This window comes from Microbacterium endophyticum (assembly GCF_011047135.1).
Lineage (GTDB): Bacteria > Actinomycetota > Actinomycetes > Actinomycetales > Microbacteriaceae > Microbacterium > Microbacterium endophyticum.
In genome coordinates this window covers 687,198-710,926 of record NZ_CP049255.1, presented here as the reverse complement: position 1 = coordinate 710,926, position 23,729 = coordinate 687,198, and the positions used below count along the sequence as shown (strand labels likewise).

Genomic DNA, 23,729 nt, shown 5'->3' with positions numbered 1-23,729 from the left:
AGTCCCGCCAGCAAGGGATGCCTCACACCGGTCGTGCTCATTCGCGCAGTGCACGTAGCAGTAGCGCTGTGCGGACAGCAGCGTCGGCGGCCTCAGCGCCTTTATCTTCTTTCGAATCCGGGAGCCCCGCGCGATCAAGTCCCTGCTGCTCGTCATCGAGGGTAAGAAGACCGAAGCCGATGGGCTTTCCGGTATCGAGTGAGGCGCGGTTGAGCCCATCGGTCGCGGCGGACGCGACATATTCGAAGTGGGGAGTGCCGCCTCGAATGATGACACCCAGTGCGACGACAGCATCCGCGCCCGCTTCAAGCGCAACCTTGCTCGCAAGAGCAAGCTCAAACGAACCAGGTACACGCACAAGACGGTACGTTGCGCCCGAAGCCTCGAGAGTGCGCTCAGCTCCAGCGATGAGGCCGTCGGTGATCACATCGTGCCAGGTGCCAGCGACGATCGTGACCTTCAAACCCGATGCATCGGTGGGAACGATGACGGGTGCTCCTTTGCCGCTCATGCGCCGGTGCCTTCCTGCATCTTCGCGATCGCATCGCTCAGGTCTTGTTCGGCAATGATGTGTCCCATGCGGTCCCGTTTCGTCGAAAGGTACTGGTGATTGTTCGGGCCGACGCCCACGAGCAGCGGCACCTGCTCAACGATGTCGAGCCCCAGGTTCTGCAGCTGATTCACCTTGTCGGTGTTGTTCGTGAGCAGTCGAAGCTTGTCGACACCCAGATCGGTGAGAATACCGGCGGCCGCCGCGTAATCGCGGGCATCTGCTGGTAGACCGAGTGCGAGATTGGCGTCAACGGTGTCGAGACCGCGCTCTTGCAGGCTGTAGGCGCGAAGCTTGTTGATGAGACCGATACCGCGCCCCTCGTGTCCGCGCATATAGATGACGACTCCACCCTCTTGCTCGATCGTGTCGAGGGCAGCATCGAGCTGGGGGCCACATTCGCACTTGAGCGAGCCGAATGCTTCGCCGGTGAGGCACTCTGAGTGCACCCGCACCAGAGGGGCTTCGTCGGTGAGATCACCAGAAACGACGGCGATGTGGTCAGTTCCCGTCACACGGTCTTTGTACGCCAAAAAGCGGAAGACTCCGTGTGACGTCGGCACGAGCGATTCGGCACGCAAGCTCACCCGCCGGCTGTGCACCGGAGCCTCAGCCGGCTCGATGGGGTCGATGAGTTGCAAGTGAGCGATGAGCTGCTCGATCGTGATTACCGGCAACCCGTCGCGCTCTCCCAGATCGAGAAGGCCCGGCATCCGCATCATCGCGCCGTCTTCGGCCACGATCTCAGCGATGGCGCCCACCGGCTCGAGACCGGCAAGTTTCATGAGCTCGACGGCGGCTTCGGTGTGGCCGGGGCGCTCGCGCACGCCGCCATCCACTGCGCGAAGCGGAAGGACGTGGCCGGGGCGAAGCAGCGAGGAAGCGACGGAGGCTGGGTTCGCAAGCACGTTGAGGGTGTGGGCGCGGTCTGAGGCGCTGATGCCCGTGGAGTCACGGCGATCGGCCGCATCGACGCTCACTGTATATGCCGTCCCGCGCGCATCCTGGTTCACTTCGACCATGGGCGGCAGATCGAGGCGGTCTGCCCATTCGGCTGGCATCGGTGCGCAAATGAAACCGCTTGACCAGCGCACCGTCCACGCAATCCACTCGGGCGTCGCGAGCGCTGCCGACAGGATCGCGTCGCCCTCGTTCTCGCGGCTCTCGTCATCGGCGACGATCACGGGACGGCCCTCCCGCAGCGCGGTGAGGGCGTCTTCGATGGATGAAAGGCTCATCGCGAGCCTCCTTCTGTTGGGGCGTCGGAGGGCGCCGGGGGAGGTGAAAATGTCAAGAGGCGTTGCACATGTCGGGCGAGGATGTCGGTTTCGAGGTTGACCGCGTCGCCGACGGCGCGACGACCGAGAGTTGTCGCAGACAGCGTCTCGGGAATCAGTGAGACTTCTAACCACTGAGTCGCCTCGGTAGCGGCGCTCACTGAACTCACCGTGAGTGAGACGCCATCGATGCTGATCGATCCTTTGTCGACGACGAGGGCTGCGAGCGTGCGTGGCATGTCGATGCGGACTACCTGCCATTTGTCACCAGGCCGGACCTCGGCCACAGTTCCGGTGCCGTCAATGTGGCCCTGAACGATGTGTCCGCCGAGCCGGCCGTGTGCGGCGGTTGCGCGTTCGATATTGACTTCGGTGCCCGGCGCAACGCCGGTGAGGGTAGACATATCGAGTGTCTGGCGCATCACATCTGCGGTAAACCAGTCAGCGCCCTGCTCGATAACCGTGAGGCAAACGCCACTTACGGCGATCGAGTCGCCGTGGCTGGCATCCGATACCGCAAGCGGCGCGCGCACCGTCAGACGAACGCCGTCACCTGAGGATTCGACAGCTGTGACGGTGCCGACTTCTTCGATGATTCCGGTGAACACTAGAGGTCTCCTTGATCTGCGGGTGAAGCTGCAAGCGGGGCGCCGATCACGAGAAAATCGGCACCGAGCTGAGTGGTGTGGAGGATGTTTACGCGCATCGCATCGCCGATTGAATCGACCCCGATGTTTGTTGTGGCCAGGCGATCGCCTCCGAGAAGAAGCGGCGCCGTGTAGATGAGCACTTCGTCGACGAGTCCTCGGCTCAGAAACGCGCTCGCGAGGCTCGGCCCACCCTCGATAAAGACGCTGTGCACTCCGCGGCCGCGCAGCTCGCTCAGAACCTGAGCCAGGTCGTGAGTCGGAAAGAACCAGGGCGAGAGCGGATGCTGCTGAACTGCAGCATCGCTCGGAGTTTCTCGTTCGCCGATGATCACAGGTCGCGGCTGGTGGTCGTATAGATCGCCATCGGGTGTGCGCGCTGTCAGCGATGGGTCATCTGCCAAAACGGTTCCGGTTCCGACAACGATGGCATCGGCGCGGGATCTGCGCACGTGGACGTCGCTGCGCGCCTGCGCGCCGGTGATCCACTGGCTTGTGCCGTCAGCTGCGGCAGCGCGGCCATCAAGGCTTTGCGCCCATTTCACTGTGACGTGCGGGCGGCCGAGTACTTGCACAGTCAGCCACGAAGAGAGGAGGTCTCGCGCCTCATCCGCACACACCCCCGCTTCGACCTGAACTCCGGCCGCGCGCAACCTTTCGGCACCGCCACCGGATGCATCACCCGGGTCGGAGAGAGCGAAGACGACGCGTGCGATGCCTGCATCGAGTAACGCTTCGGTGCACGGCCCGGTTCTCCCGGTGTGGTTGCAAGGTTCGAGTGTGACAATCGCGGTTGCTCCCGCAGCATCGCCGGGCGAAAGGTGCGAAAGAGCATCGACTTCGGCATGCGCTGTTCCTGCTCCGCGGTGCCAGCCCTCGGCGAGAATTTCGCCCCCGGGCGAGAGGATGACGGCGCCGACTTGCGGGTTGATGCCCGCAGGGCCGCGTCGCGCGAGCGTGAGCGCGAGGAGCATGGCATCACGCTCAACCGGCTTCGTGGTCATTCCCGTTCCCTTTATTGCGGCGCCCCGGGAACGGCCGTGCCAACGCCTACGGCGTCTTGTGCTTCCTCTCATCCGGACTAGCAACACTGGTGTGTCGCATCACCGTCGGTGCTGGAGTTCCACCAGCTCAACCGTCGCACTCATCGTGAAATGTATTGCGTCGGGTCGCGGACTATCACCGCCGGTTCGGATTCTCACCGACCCCGGAGCACTTCTGCTCATCAGTGTACTCAACAGTTTTGGTGAAAATTCATTCCCGCTATGCGGAGTTGCGCCAGACGATCGGGCACTCGAGCATCTGAGCGTTCTGCAGGGGCTCTTCGCCACGAATCTGTCGCAACACAGCCTCGGCAGCTGCGCGCCCAAGGCTCGTGGCCGGCTGCTGCACTGTCGAAAGGGGCGGATCGCACCTCATCGCCCATGAGCTGTCGTCAAAACCCACGATGCCGATATCTTCAGGCACTCGGCGGCCAGCGAGATGAAGAACTTCGAGGGCGCCGGCGGCAACTGCATCGCTTGACGCGAACACGCCATCGATATCAGGTGCGCGTTGCAAGAGTGCTCGCATGCCTTCCTGGCCGTCTCGATACGAGTAGAGCGGCACAGATTCGACGAGCGCTGGGTCAAAATCATTCCCGAGTGCGGCTGTGAAGCCAGCAAGTCGGTCCGCACCAGAGTCTCGGTCCAAAGCGGAGGCGATCATGCCAATCCGTCGACGACCGGTTTCGGCCAACCGGCGCGTGATTGCGTGAGCCGCAGTCTGATTATCAATAGCGACGTAGGCAGCGTTGCCGATGTCACGTGGATGCCCAACGAAAGCGGTCGGAAGATCAAGTCGGCTGACGGCCCGTGTAATAGCGTCGCCTTCGCGAGCCGACACGATAATGACGCCGTCGATGAGGCCGCCACTCAAGTAGTTCGACAGGCGCGTTATGTCGCGCGATGAATCCGCGATGAGGCACGCCATCTGATAGTCGGCCTCTGAGAGCGCTTCATTGGCGCCCAAGAGGATCGAGCCGATGTTGGGATCTTCGATAAAAAGCGAACTGGGCTCGTGCACGATGAGTCCCACCGCTTGTGAACGTTGCATGACCAGACTGCGTGCGGCCCCGTTGGGGACGAATCCCACTTTGGCGATCGCTGCGTCTATCGCGGAACGTGCTTCGCTGGAAACATATCGCTTTCCATTCAGCACGCGGCTTACGGTTCCTCGCGAAACTCCAGCCTCGATGGCTACGTCATTTACCGTCGCACGACGACGTCGATCCTCGGAAGCCACGCACCCATCGTATGTGCCAAGCGTGCAACTTTTGTTCGTCGTTGTTGACATGTCTTTCGCGCTATCTATAGTGTGTGCACGTTCACACATTTTGCATCGATGAAGATTTTACGTTCTTCTGTGCACGTTCACAGATACGAGGAGACCATGGCGGCCCCCGCACACACGTTCACCCACGACGGCATTGCCTTCGGCGGTGACTACAACCCTGAGCAGTGGCATCCCTCTGTCTGGGAAGAGGATGTCGCGCTCATGCGCGAAGCGGGCGTGGACCTTGTCGCGATCAACATTTTCGGCTGGGCCGCCGTCGAGCCGCGTAGCGGCGAATTCACCTTCGCATCGCTTGACCGTGTCATCGAGCTTCTGCACGCCGCGGGCATTCGGGTGAATCTTGGGACGGGAACGGCCTCCCCGCCAGCATGGCTGACTCTTGCGCACCCCGAGATTCTGCCGATTGCTGAAGACGGCACCACGCGCTATCCGGGTGGCCGCCAAGCATGGTGCCCCAGCTCTCCAGCTTTTCGCACAGCAGCCCTATCGCTCGTTCGAGCTGTCGCTGAGCGCTTCGGATCTCACCCAGCTGTTGCCTTATGGCACGTATCGAATGAGCTCGGATGCCACAACGCGCTGTGCTACTGCGATCAGAGCGCAGCAGCGTTTCGCCGCTGGCTTCGGGCACGCTACAACTCAATTGATGCGCTGAATGCGGCCTGGGGCACCGCGTTTTGGTCTCAGACCTACAGCGATTGGGACGAGATTCTTCCTCCGCGTGCCGCCCTCTCAGCAAGGAATCCCGGACAGGCCCTCGACTTTCACCGCTTCAGCTCCGATGAGCTCCTTGACTACTACCGAGCAGAGGCGGCTGTCATCCGCGATTTGAGCGATGTGCCGGTGACCACGAACTTCATGGTCGCCGCCCACATCGAGAACATGGACTACTGGCAATGGGCGGGCGAGATGGACGTCGTTGCAAACGACCACTATCTCGACTACCGACTCGGTGACCCACGTACCGAGCTCTCCTTCGCCGCAGATTTGTCGCGCGGGTTGGCCCTTGGGTCCCCGTGGCTTCTGATGGAGCACTCGACGGGCGCTGTGAACTGGCAACCGATTAACTTCGCAAAGAGCCCCGGCCAAATGTTGCGTAACTCGCTTACTCACGTTGCGCGTGGTGCGGACGCCGTGTGCTTCTTTCAGTGGCGTGCTTCTTTGCAGGGCAGCGAAAAATTCCACTCCGCGATGCTGCCGCATGCGGGTACCGATTCGGAGCTCTGGCGTGAAGTCGTCGAACTCGGCGCCATCCTCAGCAAGCTCGACGAAGTGGCAGGATCCCGTGTTGTCGCTGACATCGCTCTTGTCTTCTCTTGGGAATCGTGGTGGGCAGCGGACGCCGAATCGAGGCCGAGCACGGCTATCGGATATCTCGATCAGGTGCACGCGGTCTACGCCGCGTTTGCGGCGCTCCACATGACAATGGATGTCGTCGCGCCCGGTGCTGACCTCTCCGAGTACAAACTGGTCGTCGTTCCTGGCCTCCATCTCGTTCGCAACGAAGAAGCGGCCATCATCAACGATTGGATCGCGGACGGCGGCACTGCGCTCGTGACGTTCTTCAGCGGAATCGTCGACGAAAATGATCGAGTGTGGGCGGGCGGCTACACCGGGCCCTTCCGCGACGCTCTCGGCGTCGCGGTGGAGGAATTCGCTCCGCTAGCCCCCGACTCCCGAGTTTCACTCGATAGTGGGGCCACCGGGACGAAGTGGTCGGAGCGCATGCGTGTCACGACCGCCGAGGTGGTGGATGCGTTCGCCGATGGGCCAGCCGCTGGCAGCCCAGCCATCACGCGAAACCGGTGGGGATCTGGAAACGCGTGGTATCTCTCCACACTGCTCGAACCCGAGGAATATCGGTCTCTCGCGCTGCAGCTTGCCGCCGAGGCGGGAGTGGACTCTCCGGTGCGCGTAAGCGGGGACGCCGAGGGCGCCGTCGAAGTAGTGCGCCGTCGAGGAGACCTCGCATCCTACGTATTCGCGATTAACCACAGCAATACCTCGGTTCAGCTGCAGGTGAGCGGTACCGAGTTGATCACCGGCGACAACAACGCCGGACACAACACTGCCGGCCACAACACTGCTGGCGACAACACTGTCGCAACCGTCGAGGTTCCACCTGGCGCGGTTCGAATTATCAGAGAGGAGTCTGCGTCATGACAACTGACGTCGTAGACCCGACTGCACAACGTTCTCGTAGGGGACGATCAGTGCAGAAACCGCGGCGCGGACAAACACACCGATCCGCGGTCGCATTCTTTGCCGCGCCTTTCGGTGTGCTATTCCTTCTCTTCTATCTCGTGCCGATCGGGTACGCGGTGTGGCAGTCACTGCTCGTCGTTGAGCGCGACGGCACATACGGGGCACCTCAAGAGGTGTTCGGATGGTTCGCGCAGTACGCACTCGTCTTGCAGAACGCACCCTTCTGGGAATCCGTGCTGCGCGTGCTGCTGTTCGGTGTTGTGCAAGTGCCGGTCATGCTCGGGCTTGCGCTGCTGTTCGCTCTGTTGCTTGACTCGCCAGTTCTCAAGGGCCGGAAGTTCTTCCGCCTCGCATTCTTTGCTCCCTATGCGGTTCCCGGAGTGATCGCGGCGATCATGTGGGGATTCCTCTACTCTCCGAATCTGTCACCGTTCACCGATGTGACGCGCGCCATCGATTTTCTCTCGCCGGAACTCGTGCTCTGGTCGATCGCAAACGTTGTGACCTGGGTGTTTGTCGGATACAACATGCTCATCATTTACTCGGCGCTCCTGGCGATTCCGAGCGAAGTGTATGAGGCCGCCCGACTCGACGGCGCGGGTCAAATCCGCATCGCATGGTCGATAAAGATCCCGATGGTGGCACCGGCGATCGTGCTGACCGCGATCTTCTCGATTATCGGAACTCTCCAGCTGCTCGCCGAGCCCCAGGTCTTCCGATCCTTTAGCTCCGCTGTGTCCAGCACATTCACACCCAACATGACTGTGTATGCGACCAACTCGATTCCCAACATCAACCTCGCCGCGGCGTTCTCGGTCGTTTTGGCCCTCGCAACGTTCGTTCTCTCGTTCACCTTCTTGAAGATCACCCAGCGGAAGGCCGACTGATGAGCTTCCTCACGCGCACCAAGGGTGCGACAGCCGACGATCTCGTCACCGGTAAAGGCCCTAAGGAGGGGATACTTTCCCGCGGGGCAGCACTGCTGATCATGTGCGTATTCACCCTGTACTTCTTGGTCCCAATCTGGTGGCTATTCATCGCCTCCACGAAAGACCGTGGCCAGCTCCTCACAACACCGTCGCTGTGGTTCGCCGATTTCAATCTGTTCAACAACATCAAAGACCTGCTCGACTACAACGACGGTATTTACGTGCGCTGGCTCGGTAACAGCCTCCTCTATGCCGGAGTTGGCGCTGTTCTCGCGACGATTCTTGCGTCGATGTGCGGGTATGCACTGGCGAAGTATTCCTTCCGCGGGCGGGAACTGTTGTTCAACGTCGTGCTCGGAGGAGTACTGGTACCGGCGACTGCTCTCGCGTTGCCGCTGTTCCTGCTCTTCAGCCAGGTCAACCTGACCAACACCATTTGGGCCGTACTGCTCCCGAGTATCGTGAGCCCGTTCGGTGTGTATCTCAGCCGCATTTATGCGGCATCGAGTGTGCCCGATGAGCTGATCGAAGCCGCACGACTCGATGGCGCGGGCGAGGTTCGCACCTTCTTCACCGTGTCGATCAGGCTCATGGTTCCAGCTCTCGTGACAGTGTTCCTGTTTCAATTCGTCACGATTTGGAACAACTTCTTCCTGCCGCTGATCATGCTCCGTTCACAGGAGCTCTTCCCCGTCACATACGGGCTCTACACCTGGAATACGCAGCTGAACCAGATCCCGGAGCTCCGCACCTACGTGCTCGTGGGCTCCCTCCTTTCGATCATCCCGTTGATCATCGCCTTCCTCTTACTTCAGCGCTTCTGGCGCGGCGGCCTTGGTGCCGGTTCCGTGAAGTAGGTTCCGCGCCGGAGGAGGTATCTCCGGCATCCGTAAAAGTCCCTTTCCCCACACAGAAAGCACTGAAAAATCATGCACAACACCAAGAAAGCAGTCGCCACAGGCGTCGTACTGCTGAGCGCGGTCGCGCTTGCAGGATGTACATCTGGAGACAGTGGCAGCACCGACGCTGCCGCCTGCACGCCCGCAGACGGTCCGGTTACCCTCGAATTCACCTCGTGGATCCCGGGAATTGAAGATGTCGTAGCGACCTGGAACGAAGCGAACCCCGATATCCAGGTCGAGGTCCAGACCGGTCCGAACGGTAACTCCGGCACCTACCAGAACTTCTTCAGCCAGCTCGAAGCAGGAAACGCACCTGACCTGGGTCAGATCGAGTACGACGCCCTCGCGAGCTTCCGCGTTCAGGACGGCCTCACTGACCTCTCGGCCTGCGACGACGTCGTTGCCGCGGAGTCTGAGTTCATCCCCTGGACGTGGTCGCAGGTCACGCTCGGTTCGGATGGCATCTACGCCATCCCGCAGGACTCGGGCCCGATGGCGCTTTTCTACCGCTCTGACCTGTTCGAACAGAACGGCATCGCTGTTCCGACAACGTGGGATGAGTACAAGACCGCTGCCGAGGAGATCCGTGCTCTCGGCGGATACATCACGAACTTCTCGACGGCCGATATCAACCAGTTTGCCGGCCTCGTCTGGCAAGCGGGCGGCGAGTGGTTCGGTAACGACGGCGACGAGTGGACTGTTGATCTCGCCAGCGGCGAATCAGAGACCGTTGCTGCGTACTGGCAGGACCTGATCGACAACGATCTCGTGTCCACCTACCCCGCGTGGACCGAAGAGTGGAACAACGCCTACAACTCCAGTGAAGTCTGGACGTGGGAGTCAGCGGTATGGGGTGCGAACTCGATCTCGAGTGGTGCCCCTGACACAGCAGGTCTGTGGTCCGTTGCAAGCTCGCCGCAGTGGGAAGCCGGACAGAACGCGGCTGGAAACTGGGGCGGATCGTCGACTGCGGTATTCAAGGGCAGCGAGCACCCTTACGAAGCGGCCAAGTTCGCGCTGTGGCTCAACACGTCGGAAGAAGCTCTGACAGCCCTCAACGAGAGCGCTAACATCTACCCCGCGACCACGGCGGGTCTCGACCTGCCCGTGCTCAAGGAGGGTGTCGACTTCTATGGTGGCCAGGCAATCTATGACGTGTTCGCCGCGGCTGCCGCTGAGGTCAACCCGGACTTCCTGTGGGGCCCGACGATGACGCAGACTTACGCGGATGTCTCTGACGGATTCCAGAAGGCTGTCACCGGACAGGGCACACTTGAAGATGCCTTGAAGTCAGCGCAGAGCTCGACGATCGACACGCTCGAGGCGCAGTCCATCCCGGTATCGGAGTAAAACGCATGATCCATCACCTCCGTGCTGCGGGAGTCTCTCTCGTAGTCGACTCCCGCGGCACGGAGGTGCCGGTGATCGTGCACTGGGGTCGCGACCTCGGCGCTCTTGCCGATAGCGATCTCCACAATCTGGTCGATGCGACAGTGGAGCTCAACCCGCCGAGTTCGATCGACCGACCGCCGCGTTTCAGTTTGATTGCGGGCCTCCATGAAGGCTGGTCCGGGCATCCGGTCGTTGCATTCACCGAGGCCGCAGGCACGCCGCGGCACCGCGAGACGGCACGACGTGAAAACGTCATCACCTCGATTAGCGAATGGCCTGAGTCATCCGTCACGACACGCCTTGAGCTCACGGTGCAGGGTCTATTGCTGGCCTCGCATGTCGTTCACAACGAGAGCGCGAGTGCGATCACACTGACTTCTGCGGCCATAGCGCTTCCGGTCCCGGATCGGGCCCGCGAGTTGCTCGACTTCACCGGCTTATGGTCGCGCGAGCGGCAACCTCAGCGACAGCAGCCTGGCTTGGGAGTCTGGCTCAGGGAGTCTCGACATGGCAGAGGCGGACACGACGACGCGTTTTTGATGGCGGCAGGCACTCCAGGTTTCGGCTTCTCTTCGGGCGAGGTGTGGGCGACACACGTCGCTTGGAGCGGTGACACGCAGCAGTGGTTCGAGCGCTCGGCGCTCGGAACCACAGTGCTCGGTGCGGGGGAGCGTCGGCCACCTGTCACGCTCGCACCGGGGCACTCAGTCGAAACCCCCACGGTCGTGGCGGCATGGTCTGATCAGGGGCTAGATGGCATTTCGTCAAGAGTTCACCCCTGGGTGCGGTCGTGGTCGACGCACGCGTCACCTCGACCGGTAACCCTCAACACGTGGGAAGCCGTCTACTTCGATCACTCGATCGATCGCCTGGCACCCCTCGTCGATCGCGCAGCAGATGTGGGCGTTGAACGGTTCGTTCTCGATGACGGCTGGTTTTCCGGCCGGAGCGACGACAAGCGCGCTCTCGGCGACTGGACGGTCGACACGACGACCTGGCCCGACGGTCTGTCACCGCTCATTGAGCGTGTCGAGGCGCGGGGCATGCAATTCGGGTTGTGGGTTGAGCCCGAGATGATCAGCTCTGATTCAGAACTCGCGCGGGCGCATCCGGAATGGATCATGTCGGGACAGGATGCCGTCACCTGGCGTTGGCAGCACGTACTGAACCTTGCGGCACCCGGCGCCGAGACACACGTGCGCGACGCGCTGGATGCTCTCTTACGGGAGTACCCGATCAAGTACCTCAAGTGGGACCACAACCGCGACCTCCTTGTCGACGAATCACACGAGCAGGTGCTCGCGTTGTACCGGATTCTCGATGAATTGCGGCGCTTGCACCCGCAGGTGGAAATCGAGTCGTGCGCCTCGGGGGGCGCGAGAATCGATCTCGGAATCCTGCCGCGAGTCGATCGTGTCTGGACCAGTGACACCAACGATCCGCTCGAGCGTCAGCGCATTCAGCGGTACACCGGCATCCTGATTCCACCCGAGTATCTCGGCTCGCATCTCGGTGATGCCCGCGCACACACATCAGGAAGAACTTCGTCGCTCGCGTTTCGCTTCGCGACTGCCTTCTTCGGTCACGCCGGAATCGAGTCCGACCTCACTCGTCTTGATCGCGATGACCTCGAGATCATCCGCCGGTGGATCGAGGTGCATCGTACTCACCGGGCACTTTTGCACAGCGGCAAGGTTGTGCACGTCGATGAGCCGGACCCGGCAGTGGTGGTCCACGGGGTCGTCGCGACCGACCTCTCCGAAGCCGTGTTCTCGTATGCCCTGATAGCGGCGGCTGAGACCGCTGTTCCACCGCGACTTCGGATGCCTCACCTCGATGCGAATCGGCGATACCGCGTTGAGCGGCTCGACATCGGTGCCTCACCGCATTCGTTGGCCGACGCACCTCCACCCTGGCTCGAGGGGGGAGTAGAGGCTACCGGCCGTGTGCTCGGCGAGGTGGGCCTTGCGATGCCGGGACTGCTTCCTGGAGAAGCACAATTGTTCGCCGTTCGCGCCATCCAATGACCGTTCGTACGCTCAGCGTCACAGCACCGCTGCACATTTGTGCAAACCCGTTGAGAGAAAACCCGTCCGGTTCGAAACTCTGTGAGGGTAGAAGCAGGAAAGGGAACTCATGACCAACACGAATGCCGAGAACGCGACAGCTCACTCGCTCACTGCTCGCCCCTCTGCCGAGGTGCTCATCATCGGTGGCGGAATCAACGGCCTCGCCACGTTTCGAGACCTGGCGCTTCAGGGCGTGGACGTCGCCCTCGTAGAGAAGAACGACTTCGTTAGCGGCGCATCCGCGGCGTCATCCCACATGATTCACGGTGGCGTCCGATACCTCGAAAATGGCGAGTTCCGACTTGTGCATGAGGCCGTGACCGAACGCAATGCGCTACTGCAAACCGCTCCCCACTACGTGCGTCCGCTTCAGACGACCATCCCGATCTTCTCGACATTTTCCGGAATCCTTGCGGCCCCCTTCCGCTTTCTGCGCCACGGTTCTGGAAAGCCCAGCGAACGCGGCGCGGTACTCATCAAGATCGGTCTCGTGATCTACGACTCGTTCTCGCGCGGTGGGGGACGCGTTCGCAGGCACGCATTCCACGGCAAGAAGCGATCACTCGAAATACTCCCGGACCTCAACCGTGGTGTGAAGTACACCGCCTCGTACTGGGACGCCTCGCTTCAAGATCCCGAACGACTCGCGGTAGACGTACTGAGAGACGGAATCTCGGCCGGTGCCGGAAACGCCCGGGCTGCGAACTACACCTCGGCAGTGGGGGCGCGCGACGGCAAAATCGTATTGCGCGATGAGCAAACCGGGGCAGAATACGACTTCGCGGCGCCCGTGGTCATCAACGCAGCGGGACCCTGGACCGATCTCACCAACGCGGCGATCGATGAGCCGACCCACTACATGGGGGGAACCAAAGGCTCACACATCGTGCTCGACAACCCGGAGCTGCTCGCGGCGACCGGTGGACGCGAGCTCTTCTTCGAGCACAAAGATGGTCGCATCGTCTTGATCTACCCGCTCAAGGGTCGTGTGCTGATCGGCACGAGTGATCTCGAGCACGACATGTCGCAGCCTGCGATCTGCACTGAGGCTGAGGTCGACTACTTCCTCGACCTGATAGGTCATGTCCTGCCCGACGTCGATGTCGACCGTTCCCAAATCGTGTATCGGTTCTCTGGCGTGCGACCGCTGCCCGGACACGGCGACATGGCGCCCGGTTTCGTTTCCCGCGACTACCGCATCGAAGAATCGTCGCTCACGGGCGCCGCTGGCGTCTCAGTATTCAGTCTCGTCGGTGGCAAATGGACGACATTCCGGGCATCGGCTGAGTCGCTCACGAATCGTGCCCTCGCCTCCCTCGGTCGTGACCGCCGTCGCTCCACGCTGGGGCTGGCCATCGGCGGTGGTGCGGGTTACCCCGCCACTGCCCGTGCTCGCCAGCAATGGATCACCGCGCACGACTCCGGAATCGGCCGCGTCCGCACGGCTGCGCTTCTGGAACGCTACGGGACCGTGGCATCCGACGTGATCGCGGCCATCAGCGCAGACGCAGACGACATGCAGCTCGCGACTCTTCCCGAGTACAGCACGGGTGAGCTTCGTCACATTGCTCGCACCGAACATGTCGTACACCTGGCCGATATTCTGCTGCGGCGCACGAGTGTCGCCTTCGTCGGAGATGCCGACGACGCATCCGCGGCCGAGATAGCTGTAGCGATCGCCCCGGTTCTCGGGTGGGATGCCGCTCGGATCGAAGCTGAAGTCAGCCTTGGCGTCGCAGCGGTTCACGCCGCAGAACCGGCCGCTGCGCATGCCGCGAGCGAGTCCGCGATAGCCTGACCGACGCAACCCGGTGCATGCGCGACACCGACGACGCTGCCCACATAGACGATGCCCGCATAGTTGCGGGCGGGAAGAAGTGCCATGGCCGAGCATGTCCTCGCCCTTGACCAGGGAACGACCTCGACGCGAGCGATCATTTTCGATGCGCGCGGGACGATAGTTGCGACAGCTCAGCGCGAGCATTCGCAACTGCTCCCCCGAGCGGGGTGGGTCGAACACGATCCGGTTGAGATTTGGACGAACACTGAGTGGGTCGTGTCCTCGGTCTTGGCGCGCGCTGGTCTCTCCGCCGCCGAAATAGCGGCTGTGGGCATTACCAATCAGCGCGAGACCGCGATCGTGTGGAATCGCCGCACGGGGCGGCCGGTGCACCCAGCGATCGTCTGGCAGGACACTCGCACTCAGCCGCGCATCGATCAGCTCATCGCTGATGGCGGGCGTGACCGATTTGCTGACGTGACGGGGCTGCCGCTTGCCACGTACTTCTCGGCATCGAAAATCGGTTGGATTCTCGACCACGTTCCGGGCGCTCGAGCCGCGGCGGAAGCTGGGGACTTGATGTTCGGAACCCCAGATTCGTGGCTGGTGTGGAACCTCACTGGCGGAACGCGGGGCGGCCGGCACATCACCGACGTGACAAACGCGAGCCGCACCCTTCTGATGGATTTGCAGTCACTCGAGTGGTCTGACGAGATGCTCGCGGTGTGGAACATTCCCCGCTCGATGATGCCGGAAATCCGATCCTCATCCGAGGTAGTCGGCGAAATCAGCGAACCGGGTGAGGCCGCGGGCATCCGTATCGCTGGAATCTTGGGGGACCAGCAGGCAGCGTCGTTCGGCCAGGCCGCGTTCGATATCGGCGAGTCCAAAAACACCTACGGCACCGGCAATTTCTTGCTCGTGAACACCGGCGAACAGATCGTGCGCTCGCGGCATGGCCTCCTGACGACCGTCGCATACCGCTGCGGCGACGAGCCCGCCAGGTACGCGCTCGAAGGCTCCATTGCCGTCACCGGCTCGCTCGTGCAGTGGCTTCGAGACAATCTCGGGCTCATCCAGCGATCAGAAGACATCGAAGAGCTCGCTAACTCGGTTGACGATAACGGCGGAGCGTATTTCGTTCCCGCGTTTTCCGGCCTGTTCGCGCCGCATTGGCGACCGGATGCTCGCGGCGCGCTCGTTGGGCTCACCCGCTACGTCAACAAGGCGCATATCGCACGTGCCGCACTTGAGTCGACGGCGTTCCAGAGCCTCGATGTCATCGAGGCAGTCGTGGCAGACGCGGGTCGCGAGCTTCAAGAGCTACGTGTCGATGGGGGCATGACCAAGAACGACCTTTTACTGCAGTTCCAGGCTGACATTCTCGGTATCCCGGTTGTGCGTCCCGCCGTCGTCGAAACCACTGCGCTCGGAGCGGCGTACGCCGCAGGTCTCGCGGTCGGCGTCTGGTCGACTCGCGATGAGCTGCGAGAGCACTGGCGTGAAGATCGACGCTTTGAACCGAAGATGGATGCCGATGAGCGCTCTCGTCGCATTCGTCTGTGGCGAAAGGCGCTCACGAAGTCGCTCGACTGGGTTGACGACGACGCGCGCACCCTGATGGGAACGACCGGACCCTGACCTCACCGCAGAAGTCTGCGGCGCTAGCTCGGCTGAGCCGCCTCAGCGCAGGGGACTCGTGCTTCGAGCACGACCCATCCGTCCCGTTCGAACAGGCGAGTGGGAACGCTGATATTGAGGAGCCCGCGACCCTGCGGTCCGCGGTGTTGAATGACACCCGGAGTCGACACATCCACCTGCAGCGTCGACGGCGAATCTGCAGCGACGGTGGCCGCCACCCGCGCGGTGCGAGCGTCGGAGTGTTTAATCGCGTTCACGAATGCTTCGGTAACGATCTCGACGACGTTTTGCGAAACCAACGGATCACGCATTGCGACATCCGCCTCTCTTTCGATCGCCGCGTCGATGCTGAGCACGTGGGACCACGTCGAGATGAGATCATCCAAGCGGGCAACATCGCGCACGCCGGGGCTCTCATCAAAGGCTGTCTCGACGGCGAGGCGCACCTCCGACTGGAAATCCGAGACTTCTTGGGGGAGCGCCGATCGTTCATCGAGTGTAGCGGCGAACATGACACAGCGCCCCTGCGCGCGTCCGTGGAGCCGTTCGCTGACGCGATGAAGCGCCGCGCGGATTTCGCTGGTGCGTGCACCAGCAGAACCTCGATATCCCGACAGGGACTGAGTGAGAAGCTTTTCTTGTATGCGCAACTCTGCAAATGAGTCGGTGCACAGCGCCGCGATTGCCGCGACCACCGGTATCCCGAGTAGCGGGATGAGTGGAGCAACGACTGGGGCCGTGGGAAGCGCGGTCGTCACCGCCGCGATAACCGCACCACACGCGATCCAGGCGCAGACGACGAGGGCGCCGCGCCGTCGTGCCGACAGCTTGTTTCTGCCGAGCCGGCAAAGCAGGTCAACGAGAAAGCTGACGCTGAAGACGATCGCGAGCAGAAAGATGCCCGCTTCACGTCCGAGAAAGTACAGCGTGTACGCTGCCGTCGCCACGCCATATACGCCCCCCACGAGCATGATTGGGGGAGTTGCTACTCGCGCCAAGACCGTCCGGCGAGGCACGCGATACGAGCGGGCTGCAGTCACGAGCTCACGCGGAGACCGCAACCGCTGCGTTGCGAATGACTCGAGAAGATGGCTCTGCGAGCGGATTGCTTCGGAGAGCTTCTTGACGCGCTCGAAATCCACTTCTCCGTATCGAGGATCACCGACCGCGTCGATCGCGCCGAGCAACTCACGGCGTGCTGTGTTGGTGGCCTCTGTTACCTCTGCCGCGAACTGGTCCACTTCCTGGTCGGCGGCGCGCATTGCGTTCAGCCCCGATGCAAGGCGACGAGCCATCGCCGAGGACGCCTCGTAACTCGTCGTTGCCACCGCGACCATCGTGAGCACGATCGTCCAGACGAGGAGGTTGAGGAGGCCACGTTGAGTCCAATGACCCGCATTGGCTACGTCTGGCGTGATCAACGACGACAACGCATCGTTCAGGGGGGCTCGCACGAGTGAAGCCGCAATGAGGGTGCCTACCGTGATCGTCGTCCGCAGCAGAGGGGATTCGAGACGCCGCTGCAGCAGAGCGAAAGGGACGACACAGATCGCCAGAATCGACCAGGTGACGGCAGACACAATAAAGCCGCGACCGTATTCGTTGAGGGTCGTAGGGCCGAGGTACGCACCAAAAACGGTGCTAGCGAAAACGAATGACACGAGGGCTGACCATCCGGTGTAAAACCGGCGACTGGTGAGCGCCGTCCGCACTGCGAGGGCAGGGGTGAGAGCCGCCTGTCTGCCAGAGTCAAAGACCGTCGGCACGGCGGTACGCGTGCGATGCACGTTGGCGATCGGGAATTCGCCCACGGCCTCACCCTAGCGATGCTGGCGGCGTCACGGGAGAAACTTTCCGAAAAGAAAAGCAGTTACTTCAGGATGCGTGAGAGCCTGCGGTCTGCGAGAAGTTTTCCGCCCGTTTGGCACGTAGGGCAGTACTCAAGACTGTTGTCGGCAAAAAAGACTGATCGTACTGTGTCACCGCACACAGGGCACACCTCACCGCGTCGGCCGTGCACCTGCATTCCGCGTCGCTTCGCATCTTTGAGGTCGGCGGGTGGCCGTCCCGCGCCAGCGGCCGAGGCATCCGTCAGCGTCTCGGTGATGGCGCGAAACAACACAGCTATTTCTTCGCTATTGAGCGACGACGCGAGTGCGTACGGAGACACGCGTGCGGCGTGCAGAATCTCATCCGAGTAGGCATTACCGATGCCAGCGATTATCGACTGATCCCGGAGCACGCCTTTTATCTGGGTACGACGTGCCGTGACGATCGCTTCGAGTACGTCGATGGTGAAGGCTGGATCCAGCGGGTCGGGTCCGAGCCGCGCGATCCCCGGAACATCTGTCGGTAGCCGGACTACCGATATCGCGAGAGATTTTTTGGTCCCGGCCTCGGTGAGGTCGAACCCGGATGCATCGTCGAAACCGACGCGGAGCGCAAGCGGCGAGCGTCCGCTCGGCTTGATGGGCGCGGTGGGCAACGATTCGTGCCAGCGCAGCCAGCCCGCCTTGGCTAGGTGAAAGATCAGATGCGCTTCGGTAGTGGCGATATCGATGAACTTGCCGTGGCGTGAAACGGAGACCACGGTTGCTTCTTCGAGATCCTCTACCGGAGGGTCGTAGGTTTTCAACGCAGCTATCGAGACCACGCGGGCTCGCGTGATGCTGAGGCCGACGATGCGATGGTTCAAGAAATCTACGAGCCCCTGAACCTCCGGCATCTCTGGCATGCGCACTATCCTGGCACGCGTCGCGGCGATCAGGGCAGAACAGGCCACGCTTGCGGTTGGCGGTCATCTTCGGCTAGCAGCGCCGCGGCCCAACCATCGTCGCGGTAGTCACCATGGACGAGAGCACGGCGTCGTGTTCCTTCATAACGAAAACCGACTGCCCGCGCCGCGCGAGCAGAGGCATTGTTTCCGACGACTGCGCGCCACTCGACACGTTGCAGCCCCAGCGTGTGCCGATCAAATGCCCAATCGAGCACCGCGGCGCTCGCTTCGGTGACGAAGCCCCGGCCACGCGTTTCGGGGTCGACCCAGTAACCAAGCTCCGCGCCGCCGTCTTTGTCTAGGCGATATAGCCCGATCATTCCGACGAGGCGATCGTTGTGGCGCATCGCCCACGTGAGGTGGGTCTTGGCGTCCCATTGCTCGGCGGTGTCGGAAATGAATTTCTCCGCGTGCTCGCGTAGATATGGCGATGGCACCGTCGTGTAACGCTGAATGTCCGGATCCTGGCAGGCGGCAAAAATCGCCGGAACATCGGCAGCTGTCGGAGCGGAGAGTACGAGACGTGCTGTATGCAAAACCACGGGTTCCATGGCGCCAGAATATCCGCCCGCCTAGCAGTGCCGTCGTCGTCCCTTCCCCGTACCGCCCCGGCGTCGAACACCAGCGCACACTCCGTATAACAACTTCCCCGACACGAACGCAGGCAATACAACAGCGACCAGCCGTTTCGGGTGTCTCAGGTGCGGTGCGGCCGCATTCTGCCTGCGTTAGTGCACGTGTGCTGCTCCGCGCCCCTGAAACGCGTGTCCCGTTCATTCGCACATGGCGGCAGCCCCGTCTCGTACCCGAACTCAGGCAGAACGGTGCCCGACCGGGGTCCTGAAACCGCTCGAACGGCATCCTGCCTGCGTTAGTGCAGGCTGTCCTCCCCAGCGAGGCAGGCAGTGACGTTCGACCCGGAGTCGAGTGCACTCATCCCGTCGACGCCGCGCAGTCGTGAGCGTGGGCGTATGCATGAGTTTGATCGATGGACCGATAGTCGCGAGATGGCGGCAAGCGCCAGGTCGGTGTCTCGCGCGCAACTCCGGAACGCAGGCTGGGGGAGAGGCGCGATTGCCAGGGCGGTGGCAAGCGGAGTGCTCCTGCGGGCGCGCCGCGATCACTATCTGCCGGGGGACGCGCCTGACGCTATCTCCCGCGCGGTGCGGGTGGGAGGCCAACTAACGTGCCTCTCGTTGCTGCAGCTGGCTGGAATATTCGTGCTGAACAACTCGAAGCTTCACGTCCGTGCCGCACACACTATGAGCCGATTGCGCTCTCCTCACGATCGCTGGCATCGGCTCGAGCATCGCTCTGTCCGTGGCACCCAAATGCACTGGGAAGTGCTGAGTGTCCCTTGCTCCCACGACGCGACCTGCGTGAGTATCGTCGATGGGCTCGCCGCCGCTGCTCGCTGCCAAGCGCCCCGTGCCACAGTCGCGACGTTCGACAGCGCCCTGCACCTCGGCTTTGTGGATGAACAGGGCCTTGACGACGTGTTTGCGGCTCTGCCGGCGCGGTACCGGCCGCTTCGTCTGCTTATCGACGGCCGAGCAGAATCAGGTGCCGAAACTTTGCTCCGTCTGATACTTCGTTCGCTCGGCTGCAAGGTGGAATTGCAAGTGGTGATCGACGGGGTCGGTCGCGTTGATCTACTGGTCGATGGTTGGTTGATCATCGAGTGCGATAGCGAAGAGTTTCACTCCGGTTGGCGGTACCAGGAGCGTGACCGGTTGCGGGATCTCGCCAGCGCAGAGCGGGGATACACGGTACTAAGGCCGACAGCGAAGCTGATTTTCACCGAGCCCGAACGGGTGCGGGCAGCCGTGCGCGGTCTACTCGCCGCGCGCGGCGCCAGCCGCTGACTGCACTAACTCAGGCATCCTTCGGCTGCGCATGCTGCAGAACTCGGCAACGACCGGGTTCTCCGCTGTCGAGTCGGATGGATTGCCTGAGTTCGTGCAGGGGAGGAGTGAGGGGAAGAAGGCAGAGGCAGGCCAGCGGGGAACGGAGTGTGCGTCAGCGGCGGCGAAGCAACCCGACCCGGTCGTAGACCTTCGAGAGTGTCTCGTCGGCGACGGATGCCGCGTGGTCGGCGTTTTTCGCCAGTACGCGGTCGAGCTCGCCCGGGTCCGAAAGGAGCTCGAGCGCGCGCTCGCGCACCGGACCGAACTCATTGACGACGACCTCAGCGAGTCCCTTTTTGAAGTCTCCGTAACCGCGTCCGGCGTACTCGTCTTCGAGCGAGGGAATCTGTCGGCCGGTGAGTGCCGCATAGATCACAAGGAGGTTCGAAACGCCTGGCTTCTCTTTGCGGTCGTAACGCACAACGCCCTCACTGTCAGTGACGGCCCGCATGATCTTCTTGGCGCTCGCCGACGGATCGTCAAGCAGCCACAACACGCCCGCCGTGGACTCCGCCGATTTCGACATCTTGGCTGTCGGGTTCTGAAGATCGTAAATGCGTGCCGTGTCCTGCTGGATCATCGGCACCGGCACGCGAAAGGTGTCGCCGTAGCGTGCGTTAAATCGCTCAGCCAGGTCACGGGTGAGTTCGACGTGCTGCTTCTGGTCATCGCCCACCGGAACGATGGCCGTTTGGTAAAGCAGAATATCGGCGGCCATCAGCACGGGGTACGTGAAAAGGCCCACGGAGGATGCCTCAGCCCCATACCGACTGGACTTGTCTTTGAACTGCGTCATGCGGCCGGCTTCGCCGAACCCTGTGATGGTTGACAGAATCCAGGCAAGCTCGGCGTGCGCCGACACGTGGGACTGCACGTAGAGCGTTGACTTCGCGGGCTCGATACCCGCGGCAATGTACTGCGCAGCCGTGCGGCGCGTCTTTTCGCGCAGTTCGGCCGGATCGTTCGGAACCGTCAGCGCGTGCAGGTCAACGACGGAGAAGAACGCGTCGTATGACTCTTGCAGGTCGCGCCACTGGAGGAGCGCTCCAATGTAGTTACCGATCTGGAGAGAGTCGGCGGAGGGTTGCATTCCGGAGTACAGGCGCGCTTTGCTCACTCCACGATTCTAGACGGGGCGCTAACGACCGTAGTGCCGGCGGCCGCGCTTAGCTGCCGAGTGTGTAGTCGGCGATGACGGGTGCGTGGTCGCTCCAGCGTGTGTCCCACGAGGGTGCGCGCACGATCGAGTAATCGGTCACCCGCCCGGCGAGCGGAGCGGAGGCGAGGTGATAATCGATTCGCCACCCGGTGTTGGTATCGAATGCCTGGCCACGATTGGACCACCATGAGTATGGCCCGTCGACGTCACCGTGGAAGGCGCGTCCGATGTCGGTCCATCCGAGACCCACGCCGGCTGAGTCGTCGATGCGGGTAATTGCTTCGCCTTCGGGGGCTAAGAAGCTGTCGAAGTAGGCACGTTCGCGGCGAAGGAACCCGGCCTTCTTGAGGTTGCCCCGCCAGTTCTTAATGTCGAGTTCGCGGTGGCCAACGTTCAGATCGCCGGTGATCAGGGCGAGAGAGCCATCGGCTGCGAGCTGCGGCATCCGCTCGGTCATCGCATCGAGAAATGCGTACTTCGCATCCTGTTTGGGTGTGCCGTCTTCGCCGGTGTAGACATATGCGCTCACGACCGTGAACTGTTCGCCCTCGATGGCAAAATCGGCTTCGATCCAGCGGCCCTTGGAATCGAAATCGTCGCCCCCGAGTTCTTTGCGGACCTCGACCGGGGGAGTCCGACTGGCGATTGCCACCCCCGCGCGACCCTTCTGCAGTGCCTCATCTTCTTCGATGTGCCAATCGGGGAGCGCGATCGACAGATGCTCTGCGGTGCCACGCACCTCCTGCAGCGTCAAAATGTCGACGCCGGCAGTCTCCAGCCAGGAGTTCATTCCCTTGCGGGCTGCGGCACGGATGCCGTTGACGTTGACGGAAGCAATGCGAACTGTACGAGACACGCTTTTCACCCTAACTGGCCCCGCCGACATGGTCGGACGCTAGTCCAGGAAGCGCGCTTTTCGCGGCGGAGGTGCCGACGCTTCGAGCTCATCCTGTGCCAGGAGCGCCCGGCGAAGATCACGCTCTGCACGCACGCGTTTCCACCAACGGGCACGCTCCGCTGCAGCACGAGCCTGTCGAACGCGAATCTCAGCGGCAATAGTAAGCGCTGCATGCTCACGCCGTTCCCGCTCCAACTCCGACTCTTCGATGAGGGGGAGATCTCGATCAGTCGTCGCGACGGCAATCCACGCGCCCGCGACCAAAATGACAACGCCGTTCAGCCGAAACCACAACAGAAATCCGACGAAGATGGCGAAGGTCGCCAGCAGTGGATTGCTGGGGGAGTAGCTGAGGAGGAGGCCCGCGCCGATCTGGAGAACGACGATGGCGCCGCCGCCGATCAATGATCCTGGCCAGATGCGACGCCACCGCAAGCTCGTTCCCGTCAGAAAACGAAAGAGCGCCGCGAGTGCCGCCGCGTTGATGATGAACGCGACGATGAGGGAGACTCCCCGCACACCTAGTTGGGACCACAGCGCCGCGGTGTCGATCCCGACGAGAGAAACCACCGCCCGCAACGCCCAGGTGGCGAGGTTGGCAAGGATCGCACCCGCAATGAGCGCGACGCCGAAGATGAGAGCCGCAAAGAGATCACGCGCTTTGAGGAGGAGGTAGCTGCGGTTGTCGTAGGGCAACCCGAACGTGTCACGAACTGCTCGCCGGGTGTAAGTGACGAACCCGATGGAGGTCCAGATGGCGACGACGAGCGCGATTCCACCCGTTGCAAGAAGAGTGCTGCCGCTGGTGGTGGCAATGGCCGAGACCTGGTCGGGGGTGGCGAGGCCGTTCTCGCTGATCAGATCGGGGATGTACCGGTTGATGAGATCGATGAGCCACTCGATGGAGTCCGGGCTCCCGCCCAGCCACAGCCCCGCGACGGCAAACGCGAGGTAGATGACCGCGAAGATCGTGAAGAGTGATTGATAGCTGACGCCGGCTGCGAGAAGAAAACCGTTGTGCTGGAGAAAATGTCGCCAGACCCGAATGGGGAACCATCCGAGAGTCTGTCTCGTTAATTCGGTGGCGCGCTCGATTGGCTCATCGAAACGTTCGCGAAGGCTCGCCTCCCAGCGGGCGCGCAAAGAATCCTCTGTCTCCTCATCGGGTGAGGTCCCCGATGAGGGGAGATCCGCGGGAGTTCGTCTTTGTGCCACGGTGCCAGGATATCCAGCACGGATGCCACACGCTCAGCGTGAGCCGAACGG

19 protein-coding genes and 1 riboswitch are annotated in these 23,729 nt (G+C 62.1%); of the genes, 8 read left to right on the top strand and 11 right to left on the bottom strand.

Annotated features, from left to right (window positions below; translation table 11 throughout):
• Positions 1–37 precede the first annotated feature (37 nt).
• The 5 genes from ribH to G6N83_RS03320 form a co-directional block, all read right to left on the bottom strand.
• Positions 38–511 carry a 6,7-dimethyl-8-ribityllumazine synthase gene (ribH, locus tag G6N83_RS03340; protein ID WP_165139275.1) on the bottom strand — a complete coding sequence of 158 codons (474 nt, stop codon included), beginning with the start codon at positions 509–511 and terminating at the stop codon, positions 38–40.
• Positions 508–1,788 carry a GTP cyclohydrolase II gene (gene ribA / locus G6N83_RS03335; protein WP_165139273.1) on the bottom strand — a complete coding sequence of 427 codons (1,281 nt, stop codon included), beginning with the start codon at positions 1,786–1,788 and terminating at the stop codon, positions 508–510. The genes ribH and ribA overlap by 4 nt, the downstream gene beginning before the upstream one ends.
• Positions 1,785–2,435: a riboflavin synthase gene (locus tag G6N83_RS03330; RefSeq protein ID WP_165139271.1), complete on the bottom strand. Its 651-nt coding sequence runs from the start codon at positions 2,433–2,435 to the stop codon at positions 1,785–1,787. The genes ribA and G6N83_RS03330 overlap by 4 nt, the downstream gene beginning before the upstream one ends.
• A complete protein-coding gene (gene ribD, locus G6N83_RS03325; protein ID WP_241246269.1) occupies positions 2,435–3,478 on the bottom strand; it encodes a bifunctional diaminohydroxyphosphoribosylaminopyrimidine deaminase/5-amino-6-(5-phosphoribosylamino)uracil reductase RibD in 1,044 nt (347 codons plus the stop codon). The genes G6N83_RS03330 and ribD overlap by 1 nt, the downstream gene beginning before the upstream one ends.
• Before the next feature lie 56 nt (positions 3,479–3,534).
• Positions 3,535–3,692, bottom strand: a riboswitch (FMN riboswitch).
• 45 nt (positions 3,693–3,737) lie between these two features.
• Positions 3,738–4,757 (bottom strand): LacI family DNA-binding transcriptional regulator, encoded by a 1,020-nt coding sequence (locus tag G6N83_RS03320; RefSeq protein ID WP_241246268.1) that lies wholly within the window; start codon positions 4,755–4,757, stop codon positions 3,738–3,740.
• Positions 4,758–4,904: 147 nt separating this feature from the next.
• Between G6N83_RS03320 and G6N83_RS03315 the strand changes: the two genes are divergently transcribed.
• The 7 genes from G6N83_RS03315 to glpK all read left to right on the top strand — a co-directional run bounded on the left by G6N83_RS03315 (position 4,905) and on the right by glpK (position 15,723).
• Positions 4,905–6,968, top strand: a complete 2,064-nt coding sequence (locus G6N83_RS03315) for a beta-galactosidase (protein ID WP_165139267.1) — start codon at positions 4,905–4,907, stop codon at positions 6,966–6,968.
• Entirely contained in the window at positions 6,965–7,897 is a 933-nt protein-coding gene (locus G6N83_RS03310) for a carbohydrate ABC transporter permease (RefSeq protein ID WP_165139265.1), read from the top strand. The genes G6N83_RS03315 and G6N83_RS03310 overlap by 4 nt, the downstream gene beginning before the upstream one ends.
• Entirely contained in the window at positions 7,897–8,796 is a 900-nt protein-coding gene (locus G6N83_RS03305) for a carbohydrate ABC transporter permease (RefSeq protein ID WP_165139263.1), read from the top strand. The genes G6N83_RS03310 and G6N83_RS03305 overlap by 1 nt, the downstream gene beginning before the upstream one ends.
• Before the next feature lie 72 nt (positions 8,797–8,868).
• The gene (locus tag G6N83_RS03300; protein ID WP_165139261.1) at positions 8,869–10,191 is read left to right on the top strand and encodes an ABC transporter substrate-binding protein; all 1,323 of its coding nucleotides are present in this window, start codon (positions 8,869–8,871) and stop codon (positions 10,189–10,191) included.
• A 5-nt stretch (positions 10,192–10,196) separates the two neighbouring features.
• Positions 10,197–12,260, top strand: coding sequence for an alpha-galactosidase (locus tag G6N83_RS03295; RefSeq protein WP_165139259.1), 2,064 nt, complete (start codon positions 10,197–10,199; stop codon positions 12,258–12,260).
• Between the two features lie 109 nt (positions 12,261–12,369).
• A complete protein-coding gene (locus G6N83_RS03290) occupies positions 12,370–14,100 on the top strand; it encodes a glycerol-3-phosphate dehydrogenase/oxidase (RefSeq protein ID WP_165139257.1) in 1,731 nt (576 codons plus the stop codon).
• Positions 14,101–14,184: 84 nt separating this feature from the next.
• A complete protein-coding gene (glpK, locus tag G6N83_RS03285) occupies positions 14,185–15,723 on the top strand; it encodes a glycerol kinase GlpK (protein WP_165139255.1) in 1,539 nt (512 codons plus the stop codon).
• A 23-nt stretch (positions 15,724–15,746) separates the two neighbouring features.
• On the opposite strand, the gene G6N83_RS03280 is transcribed toward glpK, so the two are convergent.
• The 3 genes from G6N83_RS03280 to G6N83_RS03270 are packed head-to-tail and all read right to left on the bottom strand — an operon-like array spanning position 15,747 to position 19,050.
• On the bottom strand, positions 15,747–17,534 hold the full coding sequence (locus G6N83_RS03280) for a hypothetical protein (protein WP_165139253.1): 1,788 nt from the start codon (positions 17,532–17,534) through the stop codon (positions 15,747–15,749).
• A gap of 59 nt (positions 17,535–17,593) precedes the next feature.
• A complete protein-coding gene (locus G6N83_RS03275) occupies positions 17,594–18,457 on the bottom strand; it encodes an Fpg/Nei family DNA glycosylase (protein WP_165139251.1) in 864 nt (287 codons plus the stop codon).
• A 29-nt stretch (positions 18,458–18,486) separates the two neighbouring features.
• Positions 18,487–19,050, bottom strand: coding sequence for a GNAT family N-acetyltransferase (locus G6N83_RS03270; protein WP_165139249.1), 564 nt, complete (start codon positions 19,048–19,050; stop codon positions 18,487–18,489).
• Positions 19,051–19,878: 828 nt separating this feature from the next.
• Here G6N83_RS03270 and G6N83_RS13830 point away from each other — a divergent pair.
• Positions 19,879–20,364, top strand: coding sequence for an endonuclease domain-containing protein (locus tag G6N83_RS13830; protein ID WP_241246267.1), 486 nt, complete (start codon positions 19,879–19,881; stop codon positions 20,362–20,364).
• A 154-nt stretch (positions 20,365–20,518) separates the two neighbouring features.
• Here the strand turns inward: G6N83_RS13830 and trpS are convergent, their stop codons facing one another.
• The 3 genes from trpS to G6N83_RS03250 all read right to left on the bottom strand — a co-directional run bounded on the left by trpS (position 20,519) and on the right by G6N83_RS03250 (position 23,678).
• Positions 20,519–21,496: a tryptophan--tRNA ligase gene (gene trpS / locus G6N83_RS03260; protein ID WP_208379776.1), complete on the bottom strand. Its 978-nt coding sequence runs from the start codon at positions 21,494–21,496 to the stop codon at positions 20,519–20,521.
• Positions 21,497–21,572: 76 nt separating this feature from the next.
• On the bottom strand, positions 21,573–22,421 hold the full coding sequence (locus G6N83_RS03255) for an exodeoxyribonuclease III (protein ID WP_165139245.1): 849 nt from the start codon (positions 22,419–22,421) through the stop codon (positions 21,573–21,575).
• Positions 22,422–22,460: 39 nt separating this feature from the next.
• Positions 22,461–23,678, bottom strand: a complete 1,218-nt coding sequence (locus G6N83_RS03250) for a YihY/virulence factor BrkB family protein (protein ID WP_165139243.1) — start codon at positions 23,676–23,678, stop codon at positions 22,461–22,463.
• Positions 23,679–23,729 lie beyond the last annotated feature (51 nt).